At 36.1% G+C, this 24,199-nt stretch carries 25 protein-coding genes and 1 riboswitch; of the genes, 17 read left to right on the top strand and 8 right to left on the bottom strand.

Annotated features, from left to right (window positions below; all coding sequences use genetic code 11):
- A complete protein-coding gene (locus C8J95_RS13730; protein ID WP_107809130.1) occupies positions 1–1,266 on the bottom strand; it encodes a chloride channel protein in 1,266 nt (421 codons plus the stop codon).
- A 196-nt stretch (positions 1,267–1,462) separates the two neighbouring features.
- On the opposite strand from C8J95_RS13730, the gene C8J95_RS13735 reads away from it, so the two are divergent.
- The 7 genes from C8J95_RS13735 to C8J95_RS13765 all read left to right on the top strand — a co-directional run bounded on the left by C8J95_RS13735 (position 1,463) and on the right by C8J95_RS13765 (position 5,862).
- On the top strand, positions 1,463–2,236 hold the full coding sequence (locus tag C8J95_RS13735) for an MBL fold metallo-hydrolase (RefSeq protein ID WP_107809129.1): 774 nt from the start codon (positions 1,463–1,465) through the stop codon (positions 2,234–2,236).
- Between the two features lie 22 nt (positions 2,237–2,258).
- On the top strand, positions 2,259–2,636 hold the full coding sequence (locus C8J95_RS13740) for a nuclear transport factor 2 family protein (RefSeq protein WP_107809128.1): 378 nt from the start codon (positions 2,259–2,261) through the stop codon (positions 2,634–2,636).
- Positions 2,637–2,638: 2 nt separating this feature from the next.
- Positions 2,639–3,007, top strand: coding sequence for a VOC family protein (locus C8J95_RS13745; protein WP_107809127.1), 369 nt, complete (start codon positions 2,639–2,641; stop codon positions 3,005–3,007).
- Positions 3,008–3,021: 14 nt separating this feature from the next.
- Positions 3,022–4,104 carry a serine hydrolase gene (locus C8J95_RS13750; protein ID WP_107809126.1) on the top strand — a complete coding sequence of 361 codons (1,083 nt, stop codon included), beginning with the start codon at positions 3,022–3,024 and terminating at the stop codon, positions 4,102–4,104.
- A gap of 16 nt (positions 4,105–4,120) precedes the next feature.
- Complete coding sequence (locus C8J95_RS13755; RefSeq protein WP_107809125.1) at positions 4,121–4,510, top strand: DUF1398 domain-containing protein; 390 nt, start codon at positions 4,121–4,123, stop codon at positions 4,508–4,510.
- 10 nt (positions 4,511–4,520) lie between these two features.
- The gene (locus tag C8J95_RS13760; RefSeq protein WP_107809257.1) at positions 4,521–5,105 is read left to right on the top strand and encodes a Crp/Fnr family transcriptional regulator; all 585 of its coding nucleotides are present in this window, start codon (positions 4,521–4,523) and stop codon (positions 5,103–5,105) included.
- A gap of 61 nt (positions 5,106–5,166) precedes the next feature.
- Entirely contained in the window at positions 5,167–5,862 is a 696-nt protein-coding gene (locus C8J95_RS13765) for an alpha/beta hydrolase (protein WP_107809124.1), read from the top strand.
- A gap of 246 nt (positions 5,863–6,108) precedes the next feature.
- Here the strand turns inward: C8J95_RS13765 and C8J95_RS13770 are convergent, their stop codons facing one another.
- Positions 6,109–7,311 (bottom strand): MFS transporter, encoded by a 1,203-nt coding sequence (locus tag C8J95_RS13770; protein ID WP_107809123.1) that lies wholly within the window; start codon positions 7,309–7,311, stop codon positions 6,109–6,111.
- 74 nt (positions 7,312–7,385) lie between these two features.
- On the opposite strand from C8J95_RS13770, the gene C8J95_RS13775 reads away from it, so the two are divergent.
- The gene (locus C8J95_RS13775; protein WP_107809122.1) at positions 7,386–8,171 is read left to right on the top strand and encodes an AraC family transcriptional regulator; all 786 of its coding nucleotides are present in this window, start codon (positions 7,386–7,388) and stop codon (positions 8,169–8,171) included.
- An 80-nt stretch (positions 8,172–8,251) separates the two neighbouring features.
- Here the strand turns inward: C8J95_RS13775 and C8J95_RS13780 are convergent, their stop codons facing one another.
- On the bottom strand, positions 8,252–9,427 hold the full coding sequence (locus C8J95_RS13780) for an MFS transporter (RefSeq protein WP_107809121.1): 1,176 nt from the start codon (positions 9,425–9,427) through the stop codon (positions 8,252–8,254).
- A 106-nt stretch (positions 9,428–9,533) separates the two neighbouring features.
- Here C8J95_RS13780 and C8J95_RS13785 point away from each other — a divergent pair, with 106 nt between their 5' ends.
- The 5 genes from C8J95_RS13785 (at position 9,534) to C8J95_RS13805 (ending at position 15,993) form a co-directional block, all read left to right on the top strand.
- The gene (locus tag C8J95_RS13785) at positions 9,534–9,902 is read left to right on the top strand and encodes a helix-turn-helix domain-containing protein (protein ID WP_107809120.1); all 369 of its coding nucleotides are present in this window, start codon (positions 9,534–9,536) and stop codon (positions 9,900–9,902) included.
- Between the two features lie 220 nt (positions 9,903–10,122).
- A riboswitch (cobalamin riboswitch) is annotated at positions 10,123–10,306 on the top strand.
- A gap of 117 nt (positions 10,307–10,423) precedes the next feature.
- Positions 10,424–12,439, top strand: a complete 2,016-nt coding sequence (locus tag C8J95_RS13790) for a TonB-dependent receptor (RefSeq protein WP_107809119.1) — start codon at positions 10,424–10,426, stop codon at positions 12,437–12,439.
- Entirely contained in the window at positions 12,436–13,566 is a 1,131-nt protein-coding gene (locus tag C8J95_RS13795; RefSeq protein WP_107809118.1) for a YncE family protein, read from the top strand. Before C8J95_RS13790 ends, C8J95_RS13795 begins: the two co-directional genes overlap by 4 nt.
- Positions 13,567–13,594: 28 nt before the next feature.
- Entirely contained in the window at positions 13,595–14,530 is a 936-nt protein-coding gene (locus tag C8J95_RS13800) for a PKD domain-containing protein (protein WP_107809117.1), read from the top strand.
- 68 nt (positions 14,531–14,598) lie between these two features.
- A complete protein-coding gene (locus C8J95_RS13805; protein ID WP_107809116.1) occupies positions 14,599–15,993 on the top strand; it encodes a DUF5074 domain-containing protein in 1,395 nt (464 codons plus the stop codon).
- A 74-nt stretch (positions 15,994–16,067) separates the two neighbouring features.
- On the opposite strand, the gene C8J95_RS13810 is transcribed toward C8J95_RS13805, so the two are convergent.
- On the bottom strand, positions 16,068–17,597 hold the full coding sequence (locus C8J95_RS13810) for a SulP family inorganic anion transporter (protein ID WP_107809256.1): 1,530 nt from the start codon (positions 17,595–17,597) through the stop codon (positions 16,068–16,070).
- A gap of 216 nt (positions 17,598–17,813) precedes the next feature.
- Between C8J95_RS13810 and C8J95_RS13815 the strand changes: the two genes are divergently transcribed.
- Entirely contained in the window at positions 17,814–18,146 is a 333-nt protein-coding gene (locus tag C8J95_RS13815; protein WP_107809115.1) for a YegP family protein, read from the top strand.
- A gap of 105 nt (positions 18,147–18,251) precedes the next feature.
- Here the strand turns inward: C8J95_RS13815 and C8J95_RS13820 are convergent, their stop codons facing one another.
- Positions 18,252–20,057 carry a chloride channel protein gene (locus C8J95_RS13820; RefSeq protein WP_107809114.1) on the bottom strand — a complete coding sequence of 602 codons (1,806 nt, stop codon included), beginning with the start codon at positions 20,055–20,057 and terminating at the stop codon, positions 18,252–18,254.
- 518 nt (positions 20,058–20,575) lie between these two features.
- Here C8J95_RS13820 and C8J95_RS13830 point away from each other — a divergent pair.
- Genes C8J95_RS13830 through C8J95_RS13840 form a run of 3 tightly spaced genes read left to right on the top strand, consistent with a single transcriptional unit; the run spans position 20,576 to position 21,562 of the window.
- Positions 20,576–20,854, top strand: a complete 279-nt coding sequence (locus tag C8J95_RS13830; protein WP_255412814.1) for a hypothetical protein — start codon at positions 20,576–20,578, stop codon at positions 20,852–20,854.
- A gap of 41 nt (positions 20,855–20,895) precedes the next feature.
- Positions 20,896–21,186, top strand: coding sequence for a hypothetical protein (locus C8J95_RS13835; protein WP_107809112.1), 291 nt, complete (start codon positions 20,896–20,898; stop codon positions 21,184–21,186).
- Entirely contained in the window at positions 21,179–21,562 is a 384-nt protein-coding gene (locus C8J95_RS13840) for a VOC family protein (protein WP_107809111.1), read from the top strand. Before C8J95_RS13835 ends, C8J95_RS13840 begins: the two co-directional genes overlap by 8 nt.
- A 23-nt stretch (positions 21,563–21,585) precedes the next feature.
- Here C8J95_RS13840 and C8J95_RS13845 read toward each other — a convergent pair whose 3' ends face one another.
- The 3 genes from C8J95_RS13845 to C8J95_RS13855 form a co-directional block, all read right to left on the bottom strand.
- On the bottom strand, positions 21,586–22,311 hold the full coding sequence (locus C8J95_RS13845; protein ID WP_107809110.1) for a sterol desaturase family protein: 726 nt from the start codon (positions 22,309–22,311) through the stop codon (positions 21,586–21,588).
- A 242-nt stretch (positions 22,312–22,553) separates the two neighbouring features.
- The gene (locus C8J95_RS13850) at positions 22,554–23,036 is read right to left on the bottom strand and encodes a DUF4920 domain-containing protein (protein ID WP_107809109.1); all 483 of its coding nucleotides are present in this window, start codon (positions 23,034–23,036) and stop codon (positions 22,554–22,556) included.
- 22 nt (positions 23,037–23,058) lie between these two features.
- Positions 23,059–24,198 (bottom strand): cytochrome-c peroxidase, encoded by a 1,140-nt coding sequence (locus tag C8J95_RS13855; RefSeq protein ID WP_107809108.1) that lies wholly within the window; start codon positions 24,196–24,198, stop codon positions 23,059–23,061.
- Position 24,199: the final 1 nt, after the last annotated feature.

Consider the following 24,199-nt stretch of genomic DNA (forward strand, 5'->3'; position numbering starts at 1 on the left):
CTATTTTGTGGCTTTAAGCCCATAAGTGTAGACATTGTACGGCAGTAAACGCTGTGCAAAAAATTTCGAAATAAAGCTTCCCAACAGTAAAGGAAAAAATAACAAATAACCATTGGGCACCAAACTGCAAACCAGAAAAAGAGCTGTTAGCGGAGCATAAATGGAAGCTGATAAAGTTGCTGCAGCACCAACCAATACAAAATTAATAAGAATAAGATCTGTATGAAAATAAGTATTACACGCCAAAGCAAACAGTAATCCCAACAATGCACCTGAAACAATACTCGGGGCAAATACACCACCGTCGCCACCAGCACCAAGAGTTAAAGAAGATGCCACGGGTTTCAGGAAAACCAATGCCAGAAGTAAAAGCATAGATACTTCTTTATGATTTATCGCCTGGTTCAGGATTCCTTTAAGTCCGTGATAACTGTCTCCATATAATACTGGCAAAAAGAAAATCATACTCCCTACGATAAGGGCGCCAAGATTTACACGAAGAAAATTATTATCTATTTTTGAGAAAAAGTCTTTGATATGGATCACCAGAATGGTAAAATAAACTGACAAAATCCCACCCAGCAAACTGAGTATTACAAAAAATGGTACTGCCGACCATTTCCAGCCACTAATACTAATGTCCAATAAAGGTTTGCTATCGAACAAAAAGATAAATAGTCCTGCAATAAGAGCAGAAGCTGTACAGCTAATCGCCAGTGACTTATTGACTCTTCGGGCTATAACTTCCATAGCAAATAACCAACCTGCCAGCGGGCTTCCGAATAAAACAGCAACTCCGGCAGTTACTCCGGCACAGATCAGTTCGCGTTTATACATTTTTGCAGAAAAACCTTGTTCGTAAGCCATATTACCAACAGTAGCTGTTGCAACCACAGTGGAAACCTCAACACCTGTAGAGCCTCCGAAAATTACCGTAAGAAAACCATTCAGATAATGAGAAGGTATTTTGAAAAAAGGTAAATGATCTTTTCGTTGATCCAAAGTTTTATAGATTTCTGTGATCCCTTTATTCTTTCTGTTCTGAAAAAAATATTTTCTAAGGAAATAAATTGTCGTAATCCCCACAGTTGGCAGTACAATAAATAATAAAGAATTATGATCTTTCGCCAGAGAGAAAAACTTTTCTTCCAGATATTCGGTAATATGTTTTAGAGAGAAAGCCAGCAATGCACATATTAGTCCCACCAGCAATGATAATAATACAAGTTTGAAGTAATGTCGGATAATGACCTTTTTTCTTTCCATGTCAAAGATTTATGCATTGAAAAATGCTCTGCAAAATTACAACAATCATGTTTTTTTTCAAAATACACAGAAATAATATATATACTCAGTAAAAGCATTGTTATTCAGAAAAATAACTGTATGAAAAATTATGAATTTTAAGTAAATTGCAAGTACAGTCAGGCATAGCTTGCTGCATTTAACAATTTACAAGTAAATGACCGAAATACACCATCTAAACTGCGTACGAATTGTTTCTCCACTTAATGATAATGTATGTGGACATTGCTTACTGATACGAGAAAATGACAAACTTATCCTTATAGATACAGGTATTGGGCTTCTGGATACACAGCAACCTGATGAAAGAATAGGTCAACAGCTTATTGATATGGTAGGCTATCGCTTCAGTGAAGACCTGACTGCTATACGACAAATTCAAAACCTTGCCTTTGACCCTCAGCAGGTCACTGACTGCATTATATCTCACATGGATAACGATCATATTGGCGGTATTGCCGATTTCCCTCAGGCAACTGTACATATAGGAGCTGAGGAATTGAACAGTTTTAATTCCGGAAACCCCAGGTACATAAAACTGCCTATGGAGCATCGCCCCATAGTTAAAACATATGCTAAAACAACAGATGAGTGGTACGGTTTTGAAGCGAGAAAAGTTGAAACAGATACTGAGGCTGAAATATATCTTATTCCTCTGTTTGGTCATACCGAAGGCCATTGTGGAATTGCCATAAAGGCAAATAACCAATGGGTATTTTATGTTGCAGATGCTTATTATCTGAAAGCAGAGCTATATGACAGCAATCATCCTGTAAATGAGTTGGCCAGAATACGTGCCGAAAACAATGATTTGCGTATAGAAAGCATCAGTAAAATACGAAAACTAACCAATGAACATCCTGAAATTGAAGTATTCGGTTATCATGACATAGAAGAATTCAGGCGTTATAATCCTGAAACAGTATACTGACCCAAAATAAACACACAATCACATGAGCAGAAAAGAACATATTATCAGAAGTTATATCAATGCTTATAACCAGTTTGATATTCCCGGAATGGTAGCTAATCTTCACGACAATATCATTTTTAAAAATATTCAGGACGGAGAAACTAATCTACTGTTACAGGGAAAAAAAGAATTCAGGCAACAAGCTGAATTGGCTAAAACTTACTTTACCGAAAGACAACAGAATATCATATCTGTAAAACACTCCGAAGATCAAACTGAGATAGAAATAGATTATTTTGCAGTTCTTGCTGCAGACATGCCTAATGGATTGAAAAAAGGAAACGAGCTCAAACTAACAGGCAAATCAATTTTCAGATTTTCGGATGACAGAATTATTGAGCTAACAGATATAAGCTAAATATGGTAAGAACAGAAACCATAATTGCAGTAAAAAATGTATCCAAAAGTTCACAATTTTATCAAAAACTGCTGAACTGCAGTGGTGCTCATGGTGGTGAAACTTTCGAAATACTAAAAGATGGTAATACTGTAATCTTATGTCTTCATAAATGGGGTGAACATGATCACCCTACAATGCTGAACGCTGAAAAAGAAAATGGCAACGGAGTTATCTTATTTTTCAGAGTTAGTAATATCAATAGTATTTTAGAAAATGCCAAAATTCTGAATGCAACAATAGAAAAGGAAATTCATTACAATGAAAATTCTCTTAAAAATCAGTTTATTCTGAGGGATCCGGACAACTATTATCTTATTATTTCCGAATAAAATACAGCACTGTCATGAGCAATACTAAAAACACACTATCAGGATTATTAATATTTGTAATGAATATTATTTATCCACAAATTCAAAATGTGGAAAAGGTCATAGATACAAGTATAAAGAAGGACAACTTCAATGGTGCTATACTTTTAGCTAAAAACGGAAAAACTGAACTATTAACTTATACCGGATTCGCAGACAGACATTATGACATCAAATTTTCGGACAAAACAAAGTTTCATATTTTCTCACTTACCAAAACATTTACTGCTGTATTAATTATGCAATTGTATGAAAAAGGTAAAATAAATCTGGACGCACCAATAGCAACCTATTACCCTGAATATAAAGGTGAGGCAGCTAAAAAAGCTACAATAAGAAATTTACTAACCTACAGCAGCGGCCGTGAAAATAAAGACATTAGCTCTCCCGAACTCATTCATCAGGCTTATGATAATACAATCTGGGATCTGGATGATTTTATTAATACATTTCTTTCTGAAAAACTAGTGGATCAGCCAGGTACAAAGTTTAGTTATAATAATGGTGACTATATCCTGCTAGGCAAGATTATTGAAAAAATATACAAGAAACCTTTTGAACAGGTTCTAAAAGAAAAAATATTAGTACCCCTGAAAATGTACAATACAGGATTGCTGCATCATAATGACATTATGCAGAATATAGACGATGGATATGTTGCTGATGATTTGGATTCTTTTGCTTTGCATACTCCTACCAATACCTATATCGATAATTTATATTCTGCCGGAGCCATGTATTCTACACCAAAAGATTTACTGATCTTTGATCAGGCAGTTTTTAATCATACTATCATTAAGAAATTAACCTTGGACATTATGCTTACATCCAATAAAGAACTAGGAGATGTAGCATTGGGCTTATGGGTTTATCCTAAAAAGTTTGGTACTGTAAATACACTATTTGCCGAACGCCAGGGAGAAGGCTATGGACATAGTGCTAATTGGGTACATTTAGTTGACAAGAATATTTCATTAATTATTTTATCGAATACCAAGGATATTAAATACCTCAATAAAATGAGGGAAAGATTAATCTCCGCTTATTACGGACAATAACATAATAATAACACAAATGTTTACAAAAGAAGAAATAAAAGCTGCTCACAGCAAAGTGAAATCAGGTGCAGATTTTCCTGCTTACATTCAAGATTTAAAAAAGTTAGGAGTTATCTCCTATGAAACATTTGTAAATGACGGACATTCAGATTACCACGGTGCCAACAATTACAAAGCAAGCTCAGCCCCAGGATACGAAGTGCTAATTATATCAGACACCATTCATGAAGAACAATTTAAAAGTGACTTAAAGTCTCATCAGCAAGGCAATACAGATTATTTAAGATTTTGCAATGATGCTGCAAAATCTGGAATAGAAAAATGGCTTATAAATATGGATGAGATGACATGTACCTATTACAGTAAAGATGGAAAAAAAATTCTAACTGAAAATATACCGGGATAAAAATATGTATATGAAAGAAATACTTGATGATTACGAAACATATGGACCACTATTTTTAGTAGACCAGGAACATTACGAAGAGTTTTGCAGTTACCTGAAAAAAATAACTTTAAAAAAATCAGAGTTTTTTCTAAAAGAGGGTGAGCAATGTGAATATCTTGGCTTTTTGAAAAATGGACTTATGCGAACTTTCTATATCAACGAAAACGGAGAAGACATCAATTTTAATTTTCATTTTAATCATCATTTTTTCACAGACTATGAAAGTATTCTTCAGAACGTAAAATCCAAGATGAACATTAAAGCGCTTAAGGATTCCGAGATTATGTTATTGCATAAAGACGATTTACAAAAGCTCTATCAGAAAGAAGCTTACTGGCAGGAATTCGGAAGAAAAATGACAGAAGTAATCTTTCTAAGTGCCCAAAAAAGGATAGAAGAACTTTTATATTATGTTCCTGAAAGAAGGTATTATAACCTTTTATCAGAAAACCCTCAGATCTTTCAGTTAGTTCCTCAGAAACATATTGCAAGTTACTTAGGAATAAAACCTCAGTCTCTGAGCAGGATAAGAAACAGAACTGTAAAACGTTAACCTAAGTGAAGCATTTTTAGAAACCTCTGGTTGTATATTTGTTATACCAAAACATAACAGTATGGAAACAAACAATCTAACAATTATTTTAGTTCACGGGGCGTGGGGCGATGGCTCGCACTGGAGACATGTTATTGAAAATCTTCATAATGAAGACTACATTGTAAGAAGCGTTCAGCTTCCATTAACATCGTTAGAGGACGATATCCAAAAAACAAAAGACCTGATCGACATGCAGGAAGGCAGAGTTATTCTGGTTGGGCATTCTTATGGAGGTGCCGTTATTTCTGGCGCAGGGCATCACGACAAGGTAGTAGGACTTGTATACATTGCTGCTTTTGCACCGGATAAAGGAGAAAGCATGGGAAGAATTTTTGAAAGAAGAGAACAGCCTTCCGGAGCTGCCAATATTTACCCGGATTCTAAAGGTTTCTTATGGATTAAATATGACAAATTCCATGAGAGCTTTGCACAGGACCTGAATCCCGATGATTCAGTGGTAATGTCTTTATCACAAAAACCAATTCACGGAAATATTTTCGGAACAGAAGCTGGTGAACCAGCATGGAAAACCAAACCAAATTGGTATCAGGTTTCCGATCAGGATCATATGATTCCGCCAGCAACACAAAAAGAAATGGCAGAACGTATGGACCCGAGAAGAATTTTGCACCTGGATGCCAGTCATGCTTCATTGGCAACACATCCAAAAGAAGTTACAGCTCTTATTAAGGAAGCTGCAAGCGTTATGTATTAAAATTTCCGATTTATTTATAATCTAAAACCTCCTTTTTCAGGGAGGTTTTTATTTTCTATTTGTGGCTGGTCGGAATGAATTTCAATCACTAAATAAATAATTATATGTATAAAGTCTTAACTATCATTACATAATTATTCCCTCGTTTCTCCCGTGCTATTGCAATGTGGTGCATAAAAGGATTATCCCTTAAATTAGAAATAGAAAAATTCGACAGGTAAATAGGATTATTATATATTCAAGGTTTTAATCTTCAACATACCTTCTGCCCGCAGCTCTGAATCCAAAGAAGAACATTAGAACAACTGCTATTGACAGGAAATAAAAAGAACTCTGCCAGTCGGAATTCCAGTCATGCAATTTTCCAAAAATCGGAGGTCCGAAAGCTGCAATAAGATAACCAACGGATTGCGCCATCCCGGATACTTTAATAGCATTGGCACTGGATTTAGTACGCAAGGAAAAGAACAATATGGATAAGCTAAAAGATAATCCATTTGATAATCCCAACAATATTGCTGTGAAATACACCCAGTCCGATTTTAGCCATGCAAACATCAGAACGCTCGCCATCATAGGGATACAAACAAAAGCTATCATAATTTTCTGATCTTTCATTCTGTTAGCAATAATAGGCCCGATAAAGGTAATAGGCAGCATGGCAATCTGAATAGTGAAAAGTACCCATCCCGGTGCATTTCCTGTCATACCATAGTCTCCTAATACAGCCGGAAGCCAGGAAACAAGGCAATAATATACCAATGACTGTAAGCCCATAAATATGCTGATATTCCAAGCCTGTGCAGACTTAAACATATTAAAGTCTGACTTGGCAACATCTGTTTTCTGCTGCTTTGCAGTATCTTTATTAAAGATAAGTTCCAATATTACAACCAGTAAAGCCAGTAACGCTATCACCAACCATATTCCTAAAGATCCCTGCCAGCCGTAGCCTGTCCATTGTCCGATACTGATACTGTAACCAGATGCCAAGGCTGCTGTAAGATTCATTGCTACAGCAAAAATTCCGGTCATAAGACCAATCTGCTTGGGAAAATTATTTTTGATATATCCCGGTGTAATTACATTACCAATAGCAATACCTAGGCCTATGAAAACTGATCCCGCAAATAATGTCCATACTGATCCAAATACACGCAGAAACAAACCAAAACTAAGAATTATAAGTGCATAAAGTAAAAATCTATTGATACTAAACCGGTGAGAGAAACGGCTAACCAGAACTGAACAGCTGGCAAACATAAATAGCGGTATGGAAGTAAGCAGACTACTCTGAAAATGATCCAGATGTAATGTACTGCCTATCTGATCCAAAACGGGACCAACAGCTGTTATGGGAGATCTGAGGTTACTGGACACCAGTATAACAACTAAAACATTAATCAGTAATAAAAAAACTGAAGCTTCTTTTCTTGTTTCGTACTTCATCGTCATAAAGATTAGAGTACAAAAGTAATTACGCAATTTTATTTAAATTTGCCATAATATTAATATAAAACGACATGAGTTGTAATCAGGATCCTATCAATATAGATGATATAAAAAAGCCTTATTTTGTTTGGTTTGAAGACAACTGGATACATGATGATGAATTGCATTCGCATCATAAAGGTCAGCTGGTATATGTAGAAAGTGGCTTCCAATATCTGACGGTTGAGGGAAAGATTTATCTTTTACCACAAAACCATGCAGCATGGATTCCGCCGGGGCATATCCATAAGACCAACTCGCATTCCGAAAAGATCAGATTGATGATTATGTTTTTCGAAATCGATAAAGATGACTCGTTTTATAAAGAAGTCAGTGTTTTTCTCGTCCCGCCTGTGCTGAAAGAAATGATTAAATATTCCGAAAAGTGGTCTAAAAAAATGCAAGAAGATCCTAATGAAACTATATTCTTAAAAGCTCTAAGTAATGAGCTTCCGCAATTTGTTGCACGCTCTCTGCAATTGCACATCAGCCCACCGGAAGACAAAAGATTATGCAAGGCTATTGATTACCTCCATGAGCATTATACCGAAGATCTGAGTATGGAAGATCTAAGCGAAATTGCGGCATTATCTCTGCGTACACTGGAACGGGTATTTAAAAAAGAAACCGGATTAACACTAAGTAAATACCAGCAAATGCTTCGTATTATTAAAAGTCTGGAATTATTAAGCGACCAGGAATGGACGATATCCGAAATAGCTTTCAAAACGGGTTATAAAAGTCTGCAGGCATATACCAATAGCTTCTTCTCTGTTATGCAATACCGCCCCAGTGAGTTTCTGAAAAAATTGGTTTAGATTTTAAGCTCAAGAAATAAATTCATTTGAATTTCAATTAGCTTTCTGAAAACTTCAAGACTGTAAACTAAAACAAACTTTTATATATCTTTAATTTTAATACTTCTATTAGAACATTTTGTCAATTTATTTCTGAATAGTAATAATCCTCCGGCTAGTATCAAACATATAACACTGGTCCAAGCCAGACTTTGTATTCCGTAATGAGTAATCCAATAACCACCTATAAGCGTGCCTGCTGTTACCGCAAAGTTACCACATGAAGTAAATATACTGTTTATAAATTCCGGATTCTCCTTAGAAGAGGTTACTACATTAATATTTCCTATCAAGAATCCCCCGGAGTGTACAAGTCCCCAAAAACAAGTTATCCACACCATCGGAATAAATAAACCTCCGTATTCATAGATCAGTAAATGTATTATTAACAGAGAAATAATAAAAGCAGCTAATGTTGAGACAGAAAATTCACCCATAAACCTTCCAGCCAGTTTATTTCCTAAAATACCAACACTCCCAAATATTAGGAGCATCAAACTTATCTGTTGTCCGTTCATATGGGTAACTGTTTTCAGGAAGTCCGACATGTAACCATATGTAGAATACATTGCGGTAATCAACAAAAATGATAACAAGAAATTTATCCATAATAATCGGCTATTCAGTACTTTTTTATACAATACTTGTACTGCTTGATTACTATATTCGACAGAAGGTAAGTATAGATATACACCTGCAGCTGCTATTAGATTTATAAAAGCAGTTATTAGAAATGAATATTGCCAACCTATGGTATCAGATATTAATGTGGAGAGTGGGACTCCCAATACCGTGGCAACTGTAAGACCAGAGAATATTATGCCTGCCGCTTTCGATTGTTCTTCATTTGATACAGTTTTTTCAGCGATAGACAGTGCTACAGACCAATATACAGGATGAAAAAAGGCAGGGATTATCCTTATCAGCAATAAAATATAAAAATCATGAATATAAGCGGACATTATATTTATGAAAGCAAAAATGAGTAATGAGAAAATGAGTAGCCCTTTTCTGCGAAAAGAAGACAATAGCATAAGCGTAAACGGACCGAAAACAGCTACAATAATTGCAAATGCACTCAACAACCAGCCTGCTTTTTCGATTGAAACACCAAATGCTGATGCCAGATCAGATAATATTCCAATCACCCCAAACTCTGTTGTTGTGATTCCGAAAATACCAAGTGCCAATACATAGAGAGTTTTTTTAGATTTCATTTAATTTTTTTTGCAAATTTGTAAAACATACTATTCACAAACCATATACTTACCAATAAGTTCTATACTTACCTTTTGGAAAGTATAAAATAGAAATAAACCTATTATGCCTGAATTTTTTCACGACAAAAGACTGTATTACACCCCTATTGAATTTGCCCTAAACCATATAGGAGGTACATGGAAAATGCCAATATTATGGCGTCTGCAAGAAAAAGCTTTAAGATTTAGTGAACTAAAAAAAGATATACCCCATATCACTGATAAAATGTTGACTAGCCAATTACGCGAACTGGAAAGTAAAGGAATGGTTAATCGGAAAATCTTTCCTGTTATTCCTCCAAAAGTGGAATATAGCCTAACTCCAAAAGGGAAAAAAGCTATTCCGATTATAGAAACTATTATGAAATACGGATACGATCTGATAAAAGAAACCGGAATTGAATATCCACCTAAAAACATTGAAAATAAATAATCAACTTCATTAATAAGTATACTATATTACTCACTATTTAGTGATAAAATATTATATTTGTATAATATTCATTTCTAATCACTTTGGCTATTTTTAGCAATGGACTAATAAGTTATATAGGTGAGAAAGCCGGCCGCTTTATGTATGATGAAGATCTGGTCGGCATTCTCTTTTTATTCCTTTATATTTCAATTACTTACATATACATTATAAATACTTATATTTGCCATCAGTTTTTGGTGCATCTTAAAAAGTGCTTAAAAGGGAATCAGGTGTAAATCCTGAACAGACCCGCTGCTGTAAACTTCGCAAAACAAATTAGCAATATGTCACTGTTACCACAGTAATGGGAAGGCGCTAAAGAGAAGTAAGTCAGAAGACCTGCCAGAAATATATGTTTGATGCTTTCGTGGAATAAAGCTATATCGACCTGAATAAACTCTCCCGGATTTCTCTCTGGGATAGTCATGTACTGATATTCGCTGCAAAGGCTTAAACATTTTTGATATAATGTAAGGCCAATGCTAAAAAGACTACTTTCTTCCTGTTTCTACTCATTGCTTCTGCTTTTTGCAGCCGGATTTATTTTTGCTCAAAAAAAAGATACAACACGAATAAAAGAAGTCGAAGCTGTTGATATCTTCAAGAAAAACTCACGTACTGTAATTGCCCCACAGAAACTGACATCTGATATTATTGAAAAGCTAAATAACAATTCGGTTGCCGATGCTCTTCGTTACTTTTCCGGTGTTCAGATTAAAGATTACGGTGGTGTTGGTGGACTAAAAACAGTAGATATCCGCAGTCTTGGAGCACAACATGTAGGTGTATTTTATGATGGAATCCCTATTGGAAATGCACAAAACGGAATTGTAGATCTTGGCAAGTTTTCTTTGGATGATCTGGAAGAAATAACATTGTACAATGGTCAGAAAAGTGACATCTTCCAATCGGCAAAAGACTTCGGAAGCTCAGGTACAATTTATCTTCAGCCAAAGAAACCTATCTTCAAAAATAATAGAACAACCAATCTTACTGTCCGAACTAAAAGCGGCTCTATACAAACTTTCAATCCTTCTTTCAGGTTAGAACAAAAGATTTCTAACTCGGTTTCTGCTTCTCTTAGCGGAGAATATATGGATACTGACGGAATTTATAAATTCAGGTATTACAGAAAATATCCTAATGGCCAGATTGCTTATGATACCATTGCAAAACGACATGATGCCGATGTAAAAGCCAAACGTTTTGAAACCAGCATTAACGGTGATCTGAAAAATGGAAAATGGGATCTGAGAGCTTATGCATATTTATCTAACCGCGGATTACCCGGCGCTATTGTAAACGGGCGATTCGGCGACGAAGGGCAGAGGCTGAAAGATGCTAATTATTTTATTCAGGGAAGCTGGATGCAAAGAATTTTTCCAAAAGTACAAACACAGCTGAAAGCAAAATTTGCATACGACTACAATCGTTATATCGACACTCTTGCACCCCAGCGTCCAAAAATCGACAATCAGTATATACAACGGGAATTTTACATATCCTCCTCTACCCTTTACCAGATCAACAACAACTGGGACGCAAGTATATCGGCAGATTTTCAGTACAATAATATGGCTGCCAATCTTTATAATTTTAGCTATCCCAAACGTTATACTACTTTACTTGCTTTAGCAACCAACTATCGCTGGGGAAGACTAAAAGCTCAGGGAAGTTTACTCGGCACCTTTGTACAAAATAACGTATTACAAAATGCTGCACCTGGAGACGAAAACAAATGGACACCGGCTCTTTTCATTAGCTACCAGCCTTTCAGCCAACATGATTTTCATTTAAAAGCATTCTACAAACAGGTTTTCAGACTACCCACATTTAACGAAATGTATTATAAGACACTTGGAATGTCACTTCTAAAGCCAGAATTCACACATCAGTATGATGTTGGTTTTAGTTACCGTAAAACATTCTCCAACGGAATCGTAAAAAATATAAGCCTGAATGTAGATGGTTATTACAATGATGTAACCAATAAAATTACATCAACCTTCAATGGTAATATGTTTATCTGGATGAACCTTAGTCTTGGTAAAGTAGAGATTATAGGAGCAGATGTTAACCTACAAAGTGAACTGGAGCTGGGTCAGTGGCGAATACGTCCACTCCTTACTTATACATACCAGAGAGCAAGAGATTTTACAGATCCAAAAAAAAGTTATTATGGCCATCAGATTCCTTATACACCATGGAACAGTGGCAGTTTTGCTCTGATGACAGATTATAAATCCTGGGGGCTAAACTACAGTTTTGTATATGTAGGCGAACGTTATGATTCCAGTCAGAATAATATTCAGTACAACCATTTGCTCCCATGGTATACCCACGATCTGTCTGTACAAAAAACTTTTCAACTGAATAAACATCAGTTGAAAGCATCTTTCGAAGTCAATAATCTTTTCAATCAATACTATGATGTTGTGCTTAACTATCCTATGCCTGGACGCAACTTTAGGTTTATTTTAAATTTTACATTATGAAAATAAAAAATTTAGCTTATCTGTTATTTATTGTTTTCCTCGCTTCATGCCGTGGAGACCAGTATATCATTCAGAAAGAGACTGAAGAGATAACTCCACCACAAGATATAGCAACCAGAGGCTTTTACCTTCTTAACGAAGGTAACATGAACAGCAATAAAGCTACCCTGGATTTCTTTGATTATACTAAAGGAACCTATTCACGTAACATCTATGCAGAAGCCAATCCAAATGTGGTAAAGGAGATGGGTGACGTAGGTAATGACATTAAAATCTATGGCAGCAAAATGTATGTTGTAGTAAATGCTTCCAATAAAGTCGAAGTACTGAACGCCAGAACCGTAAAAAAAATAAAAAGCATTACAGTGGAAAATGGTAGGTCTTTAGCTTTTGCTAATGGTAAAGCTTATGTTTCCTCTTATGCAGGACCTATATCTGTGGATCCGAAAGCACCATTGGGAAAAGTAATGGAAATAGATACTATCTCATTATCGGTTACCCGCGAAGCAATAGTTGGATATCAACCAGAGGAAATGGCTGTAGTAAAAAACAAACTTTATGTGGCTAATTCCGGGGGGTATCGTGTCCCCAATTATGACAGAACTATCTCTGTGATTGATCTCACAAATTTTAAAGAAGCAACCAAATATGATGTTGCTATTAATCTTAATAAATTGATGGCAGATACAAAAGGCAATCTGTATGTAACTTCCAGAGGTGACTATCTGACCGTATCTCCAAACTTATTCATTGTTGATAGCCAGACAGGTGCCATTAAAAAGACTTTTAATATACCTGTCGGTAATTTCACTATTGTCAATGACAAACTTTATTATCTAAGTAATGCATTCAACTATAATACAGGAACTACAGTAAAGTCTTATGGAATTATCGATCTTAAAACTAAAGAGGTTATTACTAAAAAACTATTCAGTTCCGAATATGAAACAAAGATTGAAGCCCCTTATGGTATCGCTGTAAACCCAATTACAGAAGATCTTTATATAACCGATGCTGGCAATTATGTTTCCACAGGAAGCCTGTATTGTTTTGATAAAAACGGAAACTTCAAATGGAGGACTGAGGGTGGAAATATTCCGGCGCACTTTGCATTTTTATACAAATAAACATTGACACTATAATAAAAAATTATCCATGAAATTTTCAGAAAAAACAAATATTGGTAAAACATTTTTATTGGGAGGTATTATACTTACAAGCCTCTACAGCTGTTCTTCGGACAATGACACTACCGAGCCTATAGTCTATAGTAAATACATTAGTGAAGTATTGGATTATATGCCTGCTCCAGGACAGTTCACCAACGATCTGCCAAAATATAATGCCGGGGATACTAAAAAGGACATGATACAAAAGGCCAATGATGCTATAGCAAAAGGAGCCAATGGTATGATACATTTAGGTGGCTTTGGAGGCTATGTTACATTCAGATTTGACCACACCGTTGCAAATGGTGAAGGTGCTGATTTTAAAATTTTGGGTAATACTTTTACCGGAAGTTCTGAGCCAGGTATTATTATGGTAGCCTGGGATAAAAATAAAAATGGTAAACCTGATGAAGATGAATGGTATGAAATTGCGGGCAGTGAGTATTTTAAAGATACTACTATTAAAAACTATAGTATCACCTATTATAAACCAGATGAATCCAAAGCTCCGGTAAAAGGCACTGCAAATTGGCAGACAGATACGGAATATATCCGTTGGGAAGACAATCAGGGCGGCAAAGGTTATTTAACCAAAAACTCATTCCATAAGCAAAGCTACTATCCGATGTGGATCAGTGAATCTTCTATCACTTTTAAAGGAACCAGAATTGCCGATAATTTTAAACAGAACAACGGTATATGGAGCTCTGCTCCGTTCGAGTTTGGGTACGCAGACAATGCTACTAATGATAGTGATGCTTCTAACATCGATATCTCCTGGGCTGTGGATAAAAATGGAAAGTATGTAAAGTTACCCGGAATTGACTTTGTAAAAGTGTACAGTGCTATCCGTCAGGAAAATGGAATGCTGGGAGAAGTAAGTACAGAAGTTACGGGTGCTTATGATCTGCGGATAAAATAACTCGATTATCACAAACAAAAATACAAAACTACTATATATCAACCATTTATTAAACAATTAAAAAAATTATGAGAAAAGCATATACTTCTTTTGCTTTACCTTTATTGAGCTTTCTAGCGCTTTCGTCATGTTCTAATGATGATTTTGTTGAACCGTTAGAATCTGCTCCTTCAGCAGTAGTATCTACACAGGGATTTTATGTTGCCAACGAAGATTGGTTTGGACACGATAACGGATCTGTTAACTATTTTAAAAATGATGGTTCTATTATATACAGAGCCTATCGTGCAGCTAATAACGGCGAAAAACTTGGAGTAACTACTCAATTTGCTACTATTTACGGAAATAATGCTTATATAATATCTAAGCAAAAAAACAGATTGGTTGTGGCAGACGCCAAAACTTTAAAAATGAAAGCTGTACTTACCGAAATCGGTGGTGACGGACGTGCCTTTGTAGGGATTAATCCTAAAAAAGCTTATATCTCTACAAGCAACGGAATTTCTATATTCAATATCGAAACGCTGAAAGTAGAAGGTAATATCACAGGAGTGAGCGGCCAAACAGGAAATATGCTTTTAGTGGGTGATTATGTAATTGCTATTACACAATCGAAAGGAGCTTATGTAATCAATACCAAAACCAATACTGTAGAAAAATTAATCAGTGGAACCGACTTTGCCTCTGTTGTACAAAGTAAAGATGGTAAAGTATGGATCGGAGCTAATAAAAAATTAATCCAGATAGATCCTTATACATTAGAAAAAACTGATGAAATCGATATTACCAATGCCCCAATCGGTGCAACATGGTATGCATGGACTGCAGGAAGTCTTTCAGCAAGTACAAAACAAAACGTATTGTACTGGGCAAAAGGAAATTCAGTTATAAGATATAACATAGCAACTAAATCGCTTAATACTTCCTTTTATGATTTAGGTAAGGACGATCAGGGTGTACAACTTGCTTTTTACGGAGCAGGATTACGTGTAGATCCATTGACAGACAAACTTGTATTAACAGTAAAACGCAATGGCTGGGGTGATGCGGGCAGCTACAACTGGATACATATCGTAGGCAATACCGGTACTTTAGAAAAGAGCATCGTTGTAAATGGTGGTAATGGTACCAGCTCCAAAGACGAGCGCTATTACTGGTTCCCGGCAGTACCGTTCTTCGAAGATGTGAATGTACCTGAAATCTTGTTGAATAAAATAATTGTAGCACCAGGAAAAAGAAGAGCTATAGCCCTGAATGATAAGATTGTTGATGCTGATAATGCTTCTTCTTCTATTGTAAAATCCATCAGCGCTAAAGGTACTGAGCTGGCAACTTACGAGTTGAAAACAGATTCACTGATTATCAAAGCCAAAGAGCTAACAGGAAAAGAAAAAATTACCATTTCAGCAATTTCTAATGGTAAGTATGTAGAAAAAACAGTCAATATAGACGTTACACAATAATCATTTAAAGTAATTTAACTTGTAAGAAAGGGATCCGAATATTCAGATCCCTTTCTTCATTTTATTCGGTAAAATTACTCCGGCATTACGTTGTAAACAGGATCTTCTTCAATATTGACCTCTATAAATCCGCCTGCATTTTCCAGTAGACGTACACAGTCTGCACTCAAATGCCTCAATACTACCTTTTTGTTATAATTTTTATATTGCTCTGTTAACTTTTTCAATGCTTCAATAGCCGACATATCTGCTACACGGGATTCCTGAAAATCGATAATAATTCTGTCCGTATCAGTAAGTGCATCAAACTTATCCATGAAAGCAGTTGTACTTCCGAAAAATAATGGACCATATATTTCATACACTCTGTTTCCTTTTTCATCCAGAGACTTTCGGGCACGTATTCTTTTCGCATTATCCCATGCAAAAACAAGAGCTGAGATTATAACCCCAACCAATACAGCCAATGCCAGATTATGAAGTACAACCGTAATAACAGCTACCAATATTCCGACAAAGATATCCGACTTGGGCATTTTATTCACAATCCTTAGCGAGACCCACTGGAACGTTCCTATTGCGACCATCATCATTACCCCAACTAAGGCTGCCATCGGAATCTGTTCGATAACAGGTCCACCGACAAGAATAATTAGTAAAATAGTCAGCGCTCCGATAATTGCAGAGATTCTGGTTCTGGCTCCCGCTCCAATATTTACAAGAGTCTGTGCAACCATAGCACATCCTCCCATTCCTCCAAAAAAACCATTGACAATATTGGCAGTTCCCTGTGCCATTGCTTCCCTATTAGACTCTCCTTTTGTTCTGGTAATCTCGTCTACCATGTTTAGCGTTAGTAGAGATTCTACAAGTCCTACTCCGGCCATAATCAATGAATATGGAAATATGATCTTCAATGTTTCTGTAGTAAACGGAATAGCCGGTACATGGAAATAAGGTAATGAACCGCTTACGGATGCGATATCTATAACTTTTTTTGTATCAATATTCAGAAAGTAAACAAGAACCGATACTATGATAATTGCAACTAAAGACGAAGGAACAGCTTTACTGATTTTTGGAAAAATGAATACTATAGCAATCGTTAATAATGTAAGTCCGACCATTATATACAGCATACTCCCACTCATCCATCCACTTACACCATCTTGCACTATTTTAAACTGGGCTACCTGAGCCATGAAAATGATGATTGCCAGTCCATTCAGAAAACCATACATTACAGGTTGCGGGATCAGACGTACAAATTTTCCCAGTTTAAAAACTCCTACCATAAACTGAAGTACACCCGCCAATACAACAGCTGCCAACAGATACTGAACACCGTGAGATGATGCTAAAGCCATCAGTACAACAACAGTTGCTCCTGCTCCACCTGACACCATTCCAGGTCTTCCTCCTAAAACTGCCGTTACAATTCCCATAAGAAAAGCAGCATAAAGTCCCATTAAAGGAGACAATCCTGCTAATATAGCAAAGGACAGAGATTCCGGAATCATAGTCATGGCAACCGTTAAGCCTGCTAGTAATTCATTCTTAAAATTAATCTCCCTGAATGACTTTAGATTTAAAATATTGTTCATAAAACCGATTGTATAAGTTCTGGCCACAGAGAATTCTGACCAAAAAAGTATTTCATAACTCACATTTTATTTAGCATAAAATACCTGCTGCAAAGGTACAGAAAACTATAGATGCCGAAAACAGAAGCCTGAAATATCTTTAGAATCCTCTTCTGTCTGACAAATACATAAAGTGTTATATTTCAAATATTTTCATTAACTTTAAACAAAAACATTATGGGAAAATTTGAAATTTCAAAAAGAAAAAATGGTGAGTTTCAGTTCAATCTAAAAGCCACTAACGGACAGGTAATCTTAGCAAGTGAAGGCTACTCTACCAAAGCTAACTGCGAAAACGGTATAGAATCGGTAAAGAAAAATTCACAGGATGATAATAAATTCGATAAGAAAACCTCATCCAATGGTAAACATTATTTCAATCTAAAAGCAACCAACGGACAGATTATCGGTACAAGCGAAATGTATGAAAGTTCTGCCAGCAGAGATAACGGTATAGCTTCTGTAAAGAATAACGCTCCGGAAGCTTCCGTGGAAGATACGACAGTATAAAACAGCTATGTTATAAAAAAGGTTGTCTCCTAATGTTTGCAAAGTCAAATATAAGAGACAGCTTTTTTACGTGTCTATATTTGCTATAACAATAATATTTCAAAACTATTCTATTCTCAGCTTTTTCAGGTTTTGTCGGTAAGCATCCATGATGGTAGACTTCAATATAAACCCTGTATATTTTCCATCTTTAGTAAGTAAAACATAATCTTTTCTCGAGTCCTCCATCATCCTGATTATTTTCACTGTCGTTTCTTCAACAGATATAATATTGGCTGGTATGATAAATTTGGAAAAATCGACCTCATCTTCAAAAAAGAGATTTTTCCGTACATCATTTAGCATAATAATTCCCTGAATCATTAATGACCGATCCAGTACCGGAATAAAGTTCTGACTGGTGTTGGCAAATATATCTTTAATTTCAAGCGAAGTAAAATCTGTAAATACTGTTTTCAGATGGCTACTGTATAATAGGCTCACATCAATTTTATCCAGAATATTACGGTCCTTATCAGAGGTAAATACAATGCCTTTATCAGCTATACTATAAATATCCATGCTATAATTATCATATCTTTTTGCAATAGCATAGCTTATAGAAGAGACCAACATCAGTGGAATAATTAGTCCATAACCTCCGGTTATCTCTGCAATAAGGAAGATTGCCGTGAGTGGTGCATGGAACAATCCACTCAGTAAAGCTGCCATACCCACAACAGTAAAATTATCTATAGGCAGGTTTTTAATACCGATAAGTGTAACAGCCTTGGAAACCAGGTAACCTAAATAGGAACCTACAAAAAGTGAAGGTGCAAAATTACCACCATTACCGCCGCTTCCCAGTGTTAAGCCTGTCGCGATAGATTTAATCATCATCGTAATCAGTACAACAAGCATAATCCACCATTCATTTCCGTTAAGATGTTCAAACAATGAATTGTCCAATAGTTCTCCGCCCTGATTATTAGCCAGTACTTTTATATTTTCATAACCTTCACCAAATAATGGCGGAAACAAAAATATAAGCATCCCCAGTATACCGGCTCCCACGAAAGCTCTTGTATAAACACTTTTTGAATAATTTCCTATGCGGTGCTCTACCCATCGGAAAAGCCGTGCGTGGTATACAGACAAAAAGCCCGCGATAATGCCCAGAAGAACATAATAAATAGTATTATTATAATCGAAATTCAACCCTCTTTTAAAAGATAATAAAATACCGCCTTTTAGTGTAAGGTTCGACATAATTGCTCCCGTAGCCGAAGAAATCATAATCGGAATAAATGCCGAAACACTCATATCTGCTAATATCACTTCTATGGCGAATAATACCCCGGCAACCGGAGCATTGAAAGCAGTAGCAATCCCTGCAGCTACACCGCAAGCCAGCAAAAGTGTCCTGTCCTTATAATTCAGTCGAAAATCCTGGGCATAATTGGATCCCAAAGCTGCACCGGTAATTGTAATCGGAGATTCCAGACCTGCGGACCCACCCATACCAACGGTCAATGAGCTGGTAACAATCTGTGCATACATTTGTTTTTTAGGCATAAACCCCGATCTCTTGGCAACAGCAATCATAATCTGAGCAGTACCTTTCTCGAGAGAACCATCAAGAAATTTACGGATTATCAGTACGGTAAGCACAATACCCAATATAGGAAGTATACTGTTAAGATAGGGTAATTTCAGAATTTTATTAACATATGTGGTAAACTGAAAGACACTGTGTGCAAAGGTCTTCAGAACCGTTACTGCCAATGCAGAGGTTATCCCGACAATAACGCAAGAGAAATACAGAAACTGCCTGTCCGATAATACTATCCTTAGCAGCCCCAATATACTTTTTATATTGTATATACTCCGGCGTATAAATTTTGGACCTTTAGACCTCCTATTTTTTGACATACCCCAAAATTAAGATTCATTTTTTTAAAAATTATGGCTTCTTGTATTTTTTTTGTAACTATTATGGTTTGAAAACTGGCTGAGTTAATTAAGAGATGCCAGCCACAAAAAGCCAAACAAGCATATCAGGACTATTCCGATGATACCTGAAATAAGATATGAGATAAAATAATAGCTGAAACTTTTTAGTTTTTTCTGATAGGCGTGGATAATAAGAACGATTAATGTATAAATAAAACCTGATGCCAGAAAAGAAAGAATTATAAAATATAGAAGTGCAGATTCTAAATTGAGTGAAGCGGATGAAAGCATAATGTGTTTTTTCGGATATAAATAGTTTTTAGCATTTACCTGATGCACCAAATATACCTGTTTTTAAATTTAATTAGATTATTTCTTACGAAAACGCTTATCTGGGTAAGGTTTCGAAAATAAATTCGTATTTTTAAAAAAACCTTTTTATTATCATGTTTTATACCTGAAATACAGAAAAAAAATATGCCTGTATTTTTATAAATATGATGAATAAAATTTTCAACAACAATCACAAAATGGATCGTGAAACATTAAAAGAAAAACTCCGATTTTACATCACACAAGGAGAAGGACTGAGCGGCGAAGTCAGGGATCTGCTAATGGAATTTCGTAATCTGGGGGGCCATCAGGCCGATGCGGAAGAAATTGTAAAAGAGATTAAACAAGAGTCTGCAGAAGAATTGCAAAATAATACCGATGATGTACTGGATATTATTACTGGCTGGTGTACAGCCGAAATGCGTGTATGGAATGACGAATAATAATAGTCAACAATACTAATTTTAAGTAAGTACCAAAGTAAATGTCACAAAAATTTGTAGAATGCGGACAGCATGGAAAACAGGAAATAGCATTGATATGTACCCATCTTGCACATAGTGTATTGGGTGATGCTCCGCTTGGCTTCCATGAACATGATGAAGGTGACACCGGCAGACCAGATGCCTGGTGCGATCAATGTAACCAGGTGTTCGATAAAGCAGAAACAGAAGATGATTTCGATGAATGGTTTACCAATTGTGATCACAAAATTGTTTGTGTTAATTGCTGGGACGAAGTGAAGACACAAAATATAACAACATCTGATGAGTAAGACCAATCCTGTTATTTATTTCGAAATTCCTGTAAATGATCTTCAGCGGGCAGAAAAATTCTATTCAGCTATATTTGATTTTACTTTTGAGAAAGAAATAATGGATAACTACGAGATGTCCATCTTTCCTTTTGAAGAAACTAAAAGCGGAATAACAGGCGCTCTGGTAAAGGGTGATGTTTACAAACCTACCCAAAACGGAGTTATTTTGTATTTTAAAACAGAGGATATAGAAAATACTCTAAAAAAGGTTCAGGAATATGCCGGAAGAGTTTTGTATCCTAAAACCTTGAATGAAAAATATGGCTTCGCTGTTGCTGAATTCGAGGACAGCGAAGGCAACAGAATAGCCCTGCATCAGGATCTGCACTTCTAATTTCTAACTTCTAACTTCGTAAGTCACTCCTTATAGGTTCCGAAAAGCCTGTCCCAAACAGAAGTATAAAAACCAAAATTTTTACTTTCATCCATATGATGGAGATTATGAAATTTGGTTGTCCCGATTCCAAGTCGATCTGACTTTTTGGGGAAAAATTCCCTGTTCAAGTGTCCTATAGTTCCCCATATAAGGTTAACTGTTAGATATATTACAATCGCAACAGGAGAAAAATTATAGCACATCAGCAATACAATCATCATCAGTCCAAAGCCCAATGTCTCGAAAGGATGAAGCACAAACAAGCTTAAAAAATTTGTACTGACATGCTCATGGTGTTTTCCATGTAGTATTTTATAAATATAAGGTGAGTGCGCCGCATAATGGAAAAGGTACATACAGAAATCCATCAGAAGGATAAATGCTATAACTTCTAAAAAAATAATACCAGCCGGGGTATTACTATCTAACACTATCCAATGGTTTTTCCATAAAAGGACTCCCAACAGCATAATACTGCTATTGCAGATAACAGTTAAAAGGCTTAATAAAAAATCTGATTTTGTAACAGGATGGTCTTCTTTCTGTAGCTTGTCTTTACGGCATGTTTTGTCAACAAACAGATATAATCCTATGGAAAATAAGTATAGAAATACATTCACCACAAGGCTGAACATTAACCATTGTGTCCATGAAAACTCCTGAAGAACCTTTAGATAGTCATAAAGTTCAGGCCTATTAAAATTCATAAATTAGTTTTGTGCCTATTTTAGTTTCATAAAAGTATGAAATTCGGGTTACAATCTTAACCGGAAATTGAATTAATCACAAAAGGCAGCAATCTATAAAGCCTTGTCAAGGTTCGTATTTAGTGTACATTAGCCTTGACTAGGTTTGACAATATTATTTTATTGCCTTGTGCGATTGATAAAATAAAAAATGATCGGAATAAATATCCGATCATTTCTATTCATTCTAATACAGGTATAAGTTATTGAGCAACTCTTATTCCACTGGCAAGTAAACGGATTTCCGTTACAGGCTTTGTTATTTTGTCAATCTCGCTTTGTGGCTTCTTAGCATCTTCAGCATAATGCTTTAATTCCTCCACAGAAGTTTGTTTTAGCTGCGCTTTTCCATCCAGTAAAATTGTTTTTCCTTTAATCGCTGCCGGCAGGAAGAATGCATAATCTTTCATTTTAACAAAAACCTTTGTTTTTTCCGGATTGTCGAGTGTAATCCAGCATCCTTTCTTAGGACATACATCGGTAACAGTAGCTTTTACCGTAATATCCTGTACTTCTTTTCTCTCGTTCAGGATTTTATTCAAATCTGCCATGCTTACGGCTGTTCCGGCTTTTGTCTGTGAAACACCGGCACCATATTCATCACCAACATTAGCATTCCCTTCCGGAAGTTGAGCTGATACAGCAATGCCTATGAAAAGCAGGCTTAAAAAAAATAGTTTTTTCATATTATTAATCTTGTTGTTTGTATTATTTCGGGAGCTCTGGTGCTCTCATTTTATATTTATAACTGTTCAGCGTTTTCAGAAAAGCGACTACATCAAAAACCTCTTCATCTGTCATATTAAGCTTTTCTATCATTTCCGATTTATGTGGAAACTTCGGATCATTCACCTGATCTCCTCTCGGCGTTTCCCTGCCCATTCCGGCATTATACATCATTACAATATTCGCTAGCTCCGGAAAAAGCCCATTGTGCATATATGGTTTATTCTCCGACACTTCTCTTAAGGTAGGTGTTTTAAATTTACCAACATCCTCATTTTTAAGGGTTACCAAATACCTGCCCAGATCTTCATATTTTCTGCCATAGTAGGTAAGCCCTAAATTATGAAATTTCTGGTCAGAAAAATAGGGTGTATTATGACAATTGATACAATTCGCTTTTGTCCTGAATAAATGTAAGCCTTTGACCTCAGCATCTGTCAGCGCATTCCTTTTTCCGGAAACAAATTTGTCAAAGCGGGATGGCGGACTGATCAGTGATCTTTCAAAAGTTGCAATCGCCTTGGCAATCCGGTCTTCTGTAATTTCTGTTGTACCAAAAGCTTTTTCAAAAAGCGGTTTATAACCTTTTACTTTACGAATATTTTTAGTTGCCAGGCTCATGTGCAAATTCATTTCTACCGGATTTTCTATAGGTGCTTTCACCTGCTCTTCCAATGTTGTGGAACGTCCATCCCAAAAGAAAGTCTTTGCAAAACCTATATTTAGTAAGGTCGGTGCATTTCGTGTTCCGTTTTGCCTGTCATGTCCAAAAGACACACGATTCCCATCTGCCCAGCCCAGTTCGGGATTGTGGCAGGAAGCACAGGCAATCTGGCCACTTTTAGACAACCGGGGATCAAAGAACAAAGTTTTCCCCAATTCTGTTTTGTCTTCAGAATACGGATTGTCTGCCGGATACTTTATTTCAGATAATGGGCCTATATCCTGAAAGTTATCCACAGCCTCGTCAAACAAATGAGGTTTTGGCCATTTGGATTTATCCTTCCCCGAATAAAGATCTCGCAATTCCTCTACCGTATATCCTGTAGGATCATTCGGTCTGTACCCCAACATTAGGCCAACTGCTACAACTGCAATTATTGCTAAATACCTGTCTTTCATT

It is taken from the genome of Elizabethkingia sp. YR214, assembly GCF_003058195.1.
Taxonomy (GTDB): Bacteria; Bacteroidota; Bacteroidia; order Flavobacteriales; family Weeksellaceae; genus Elizabethkingia.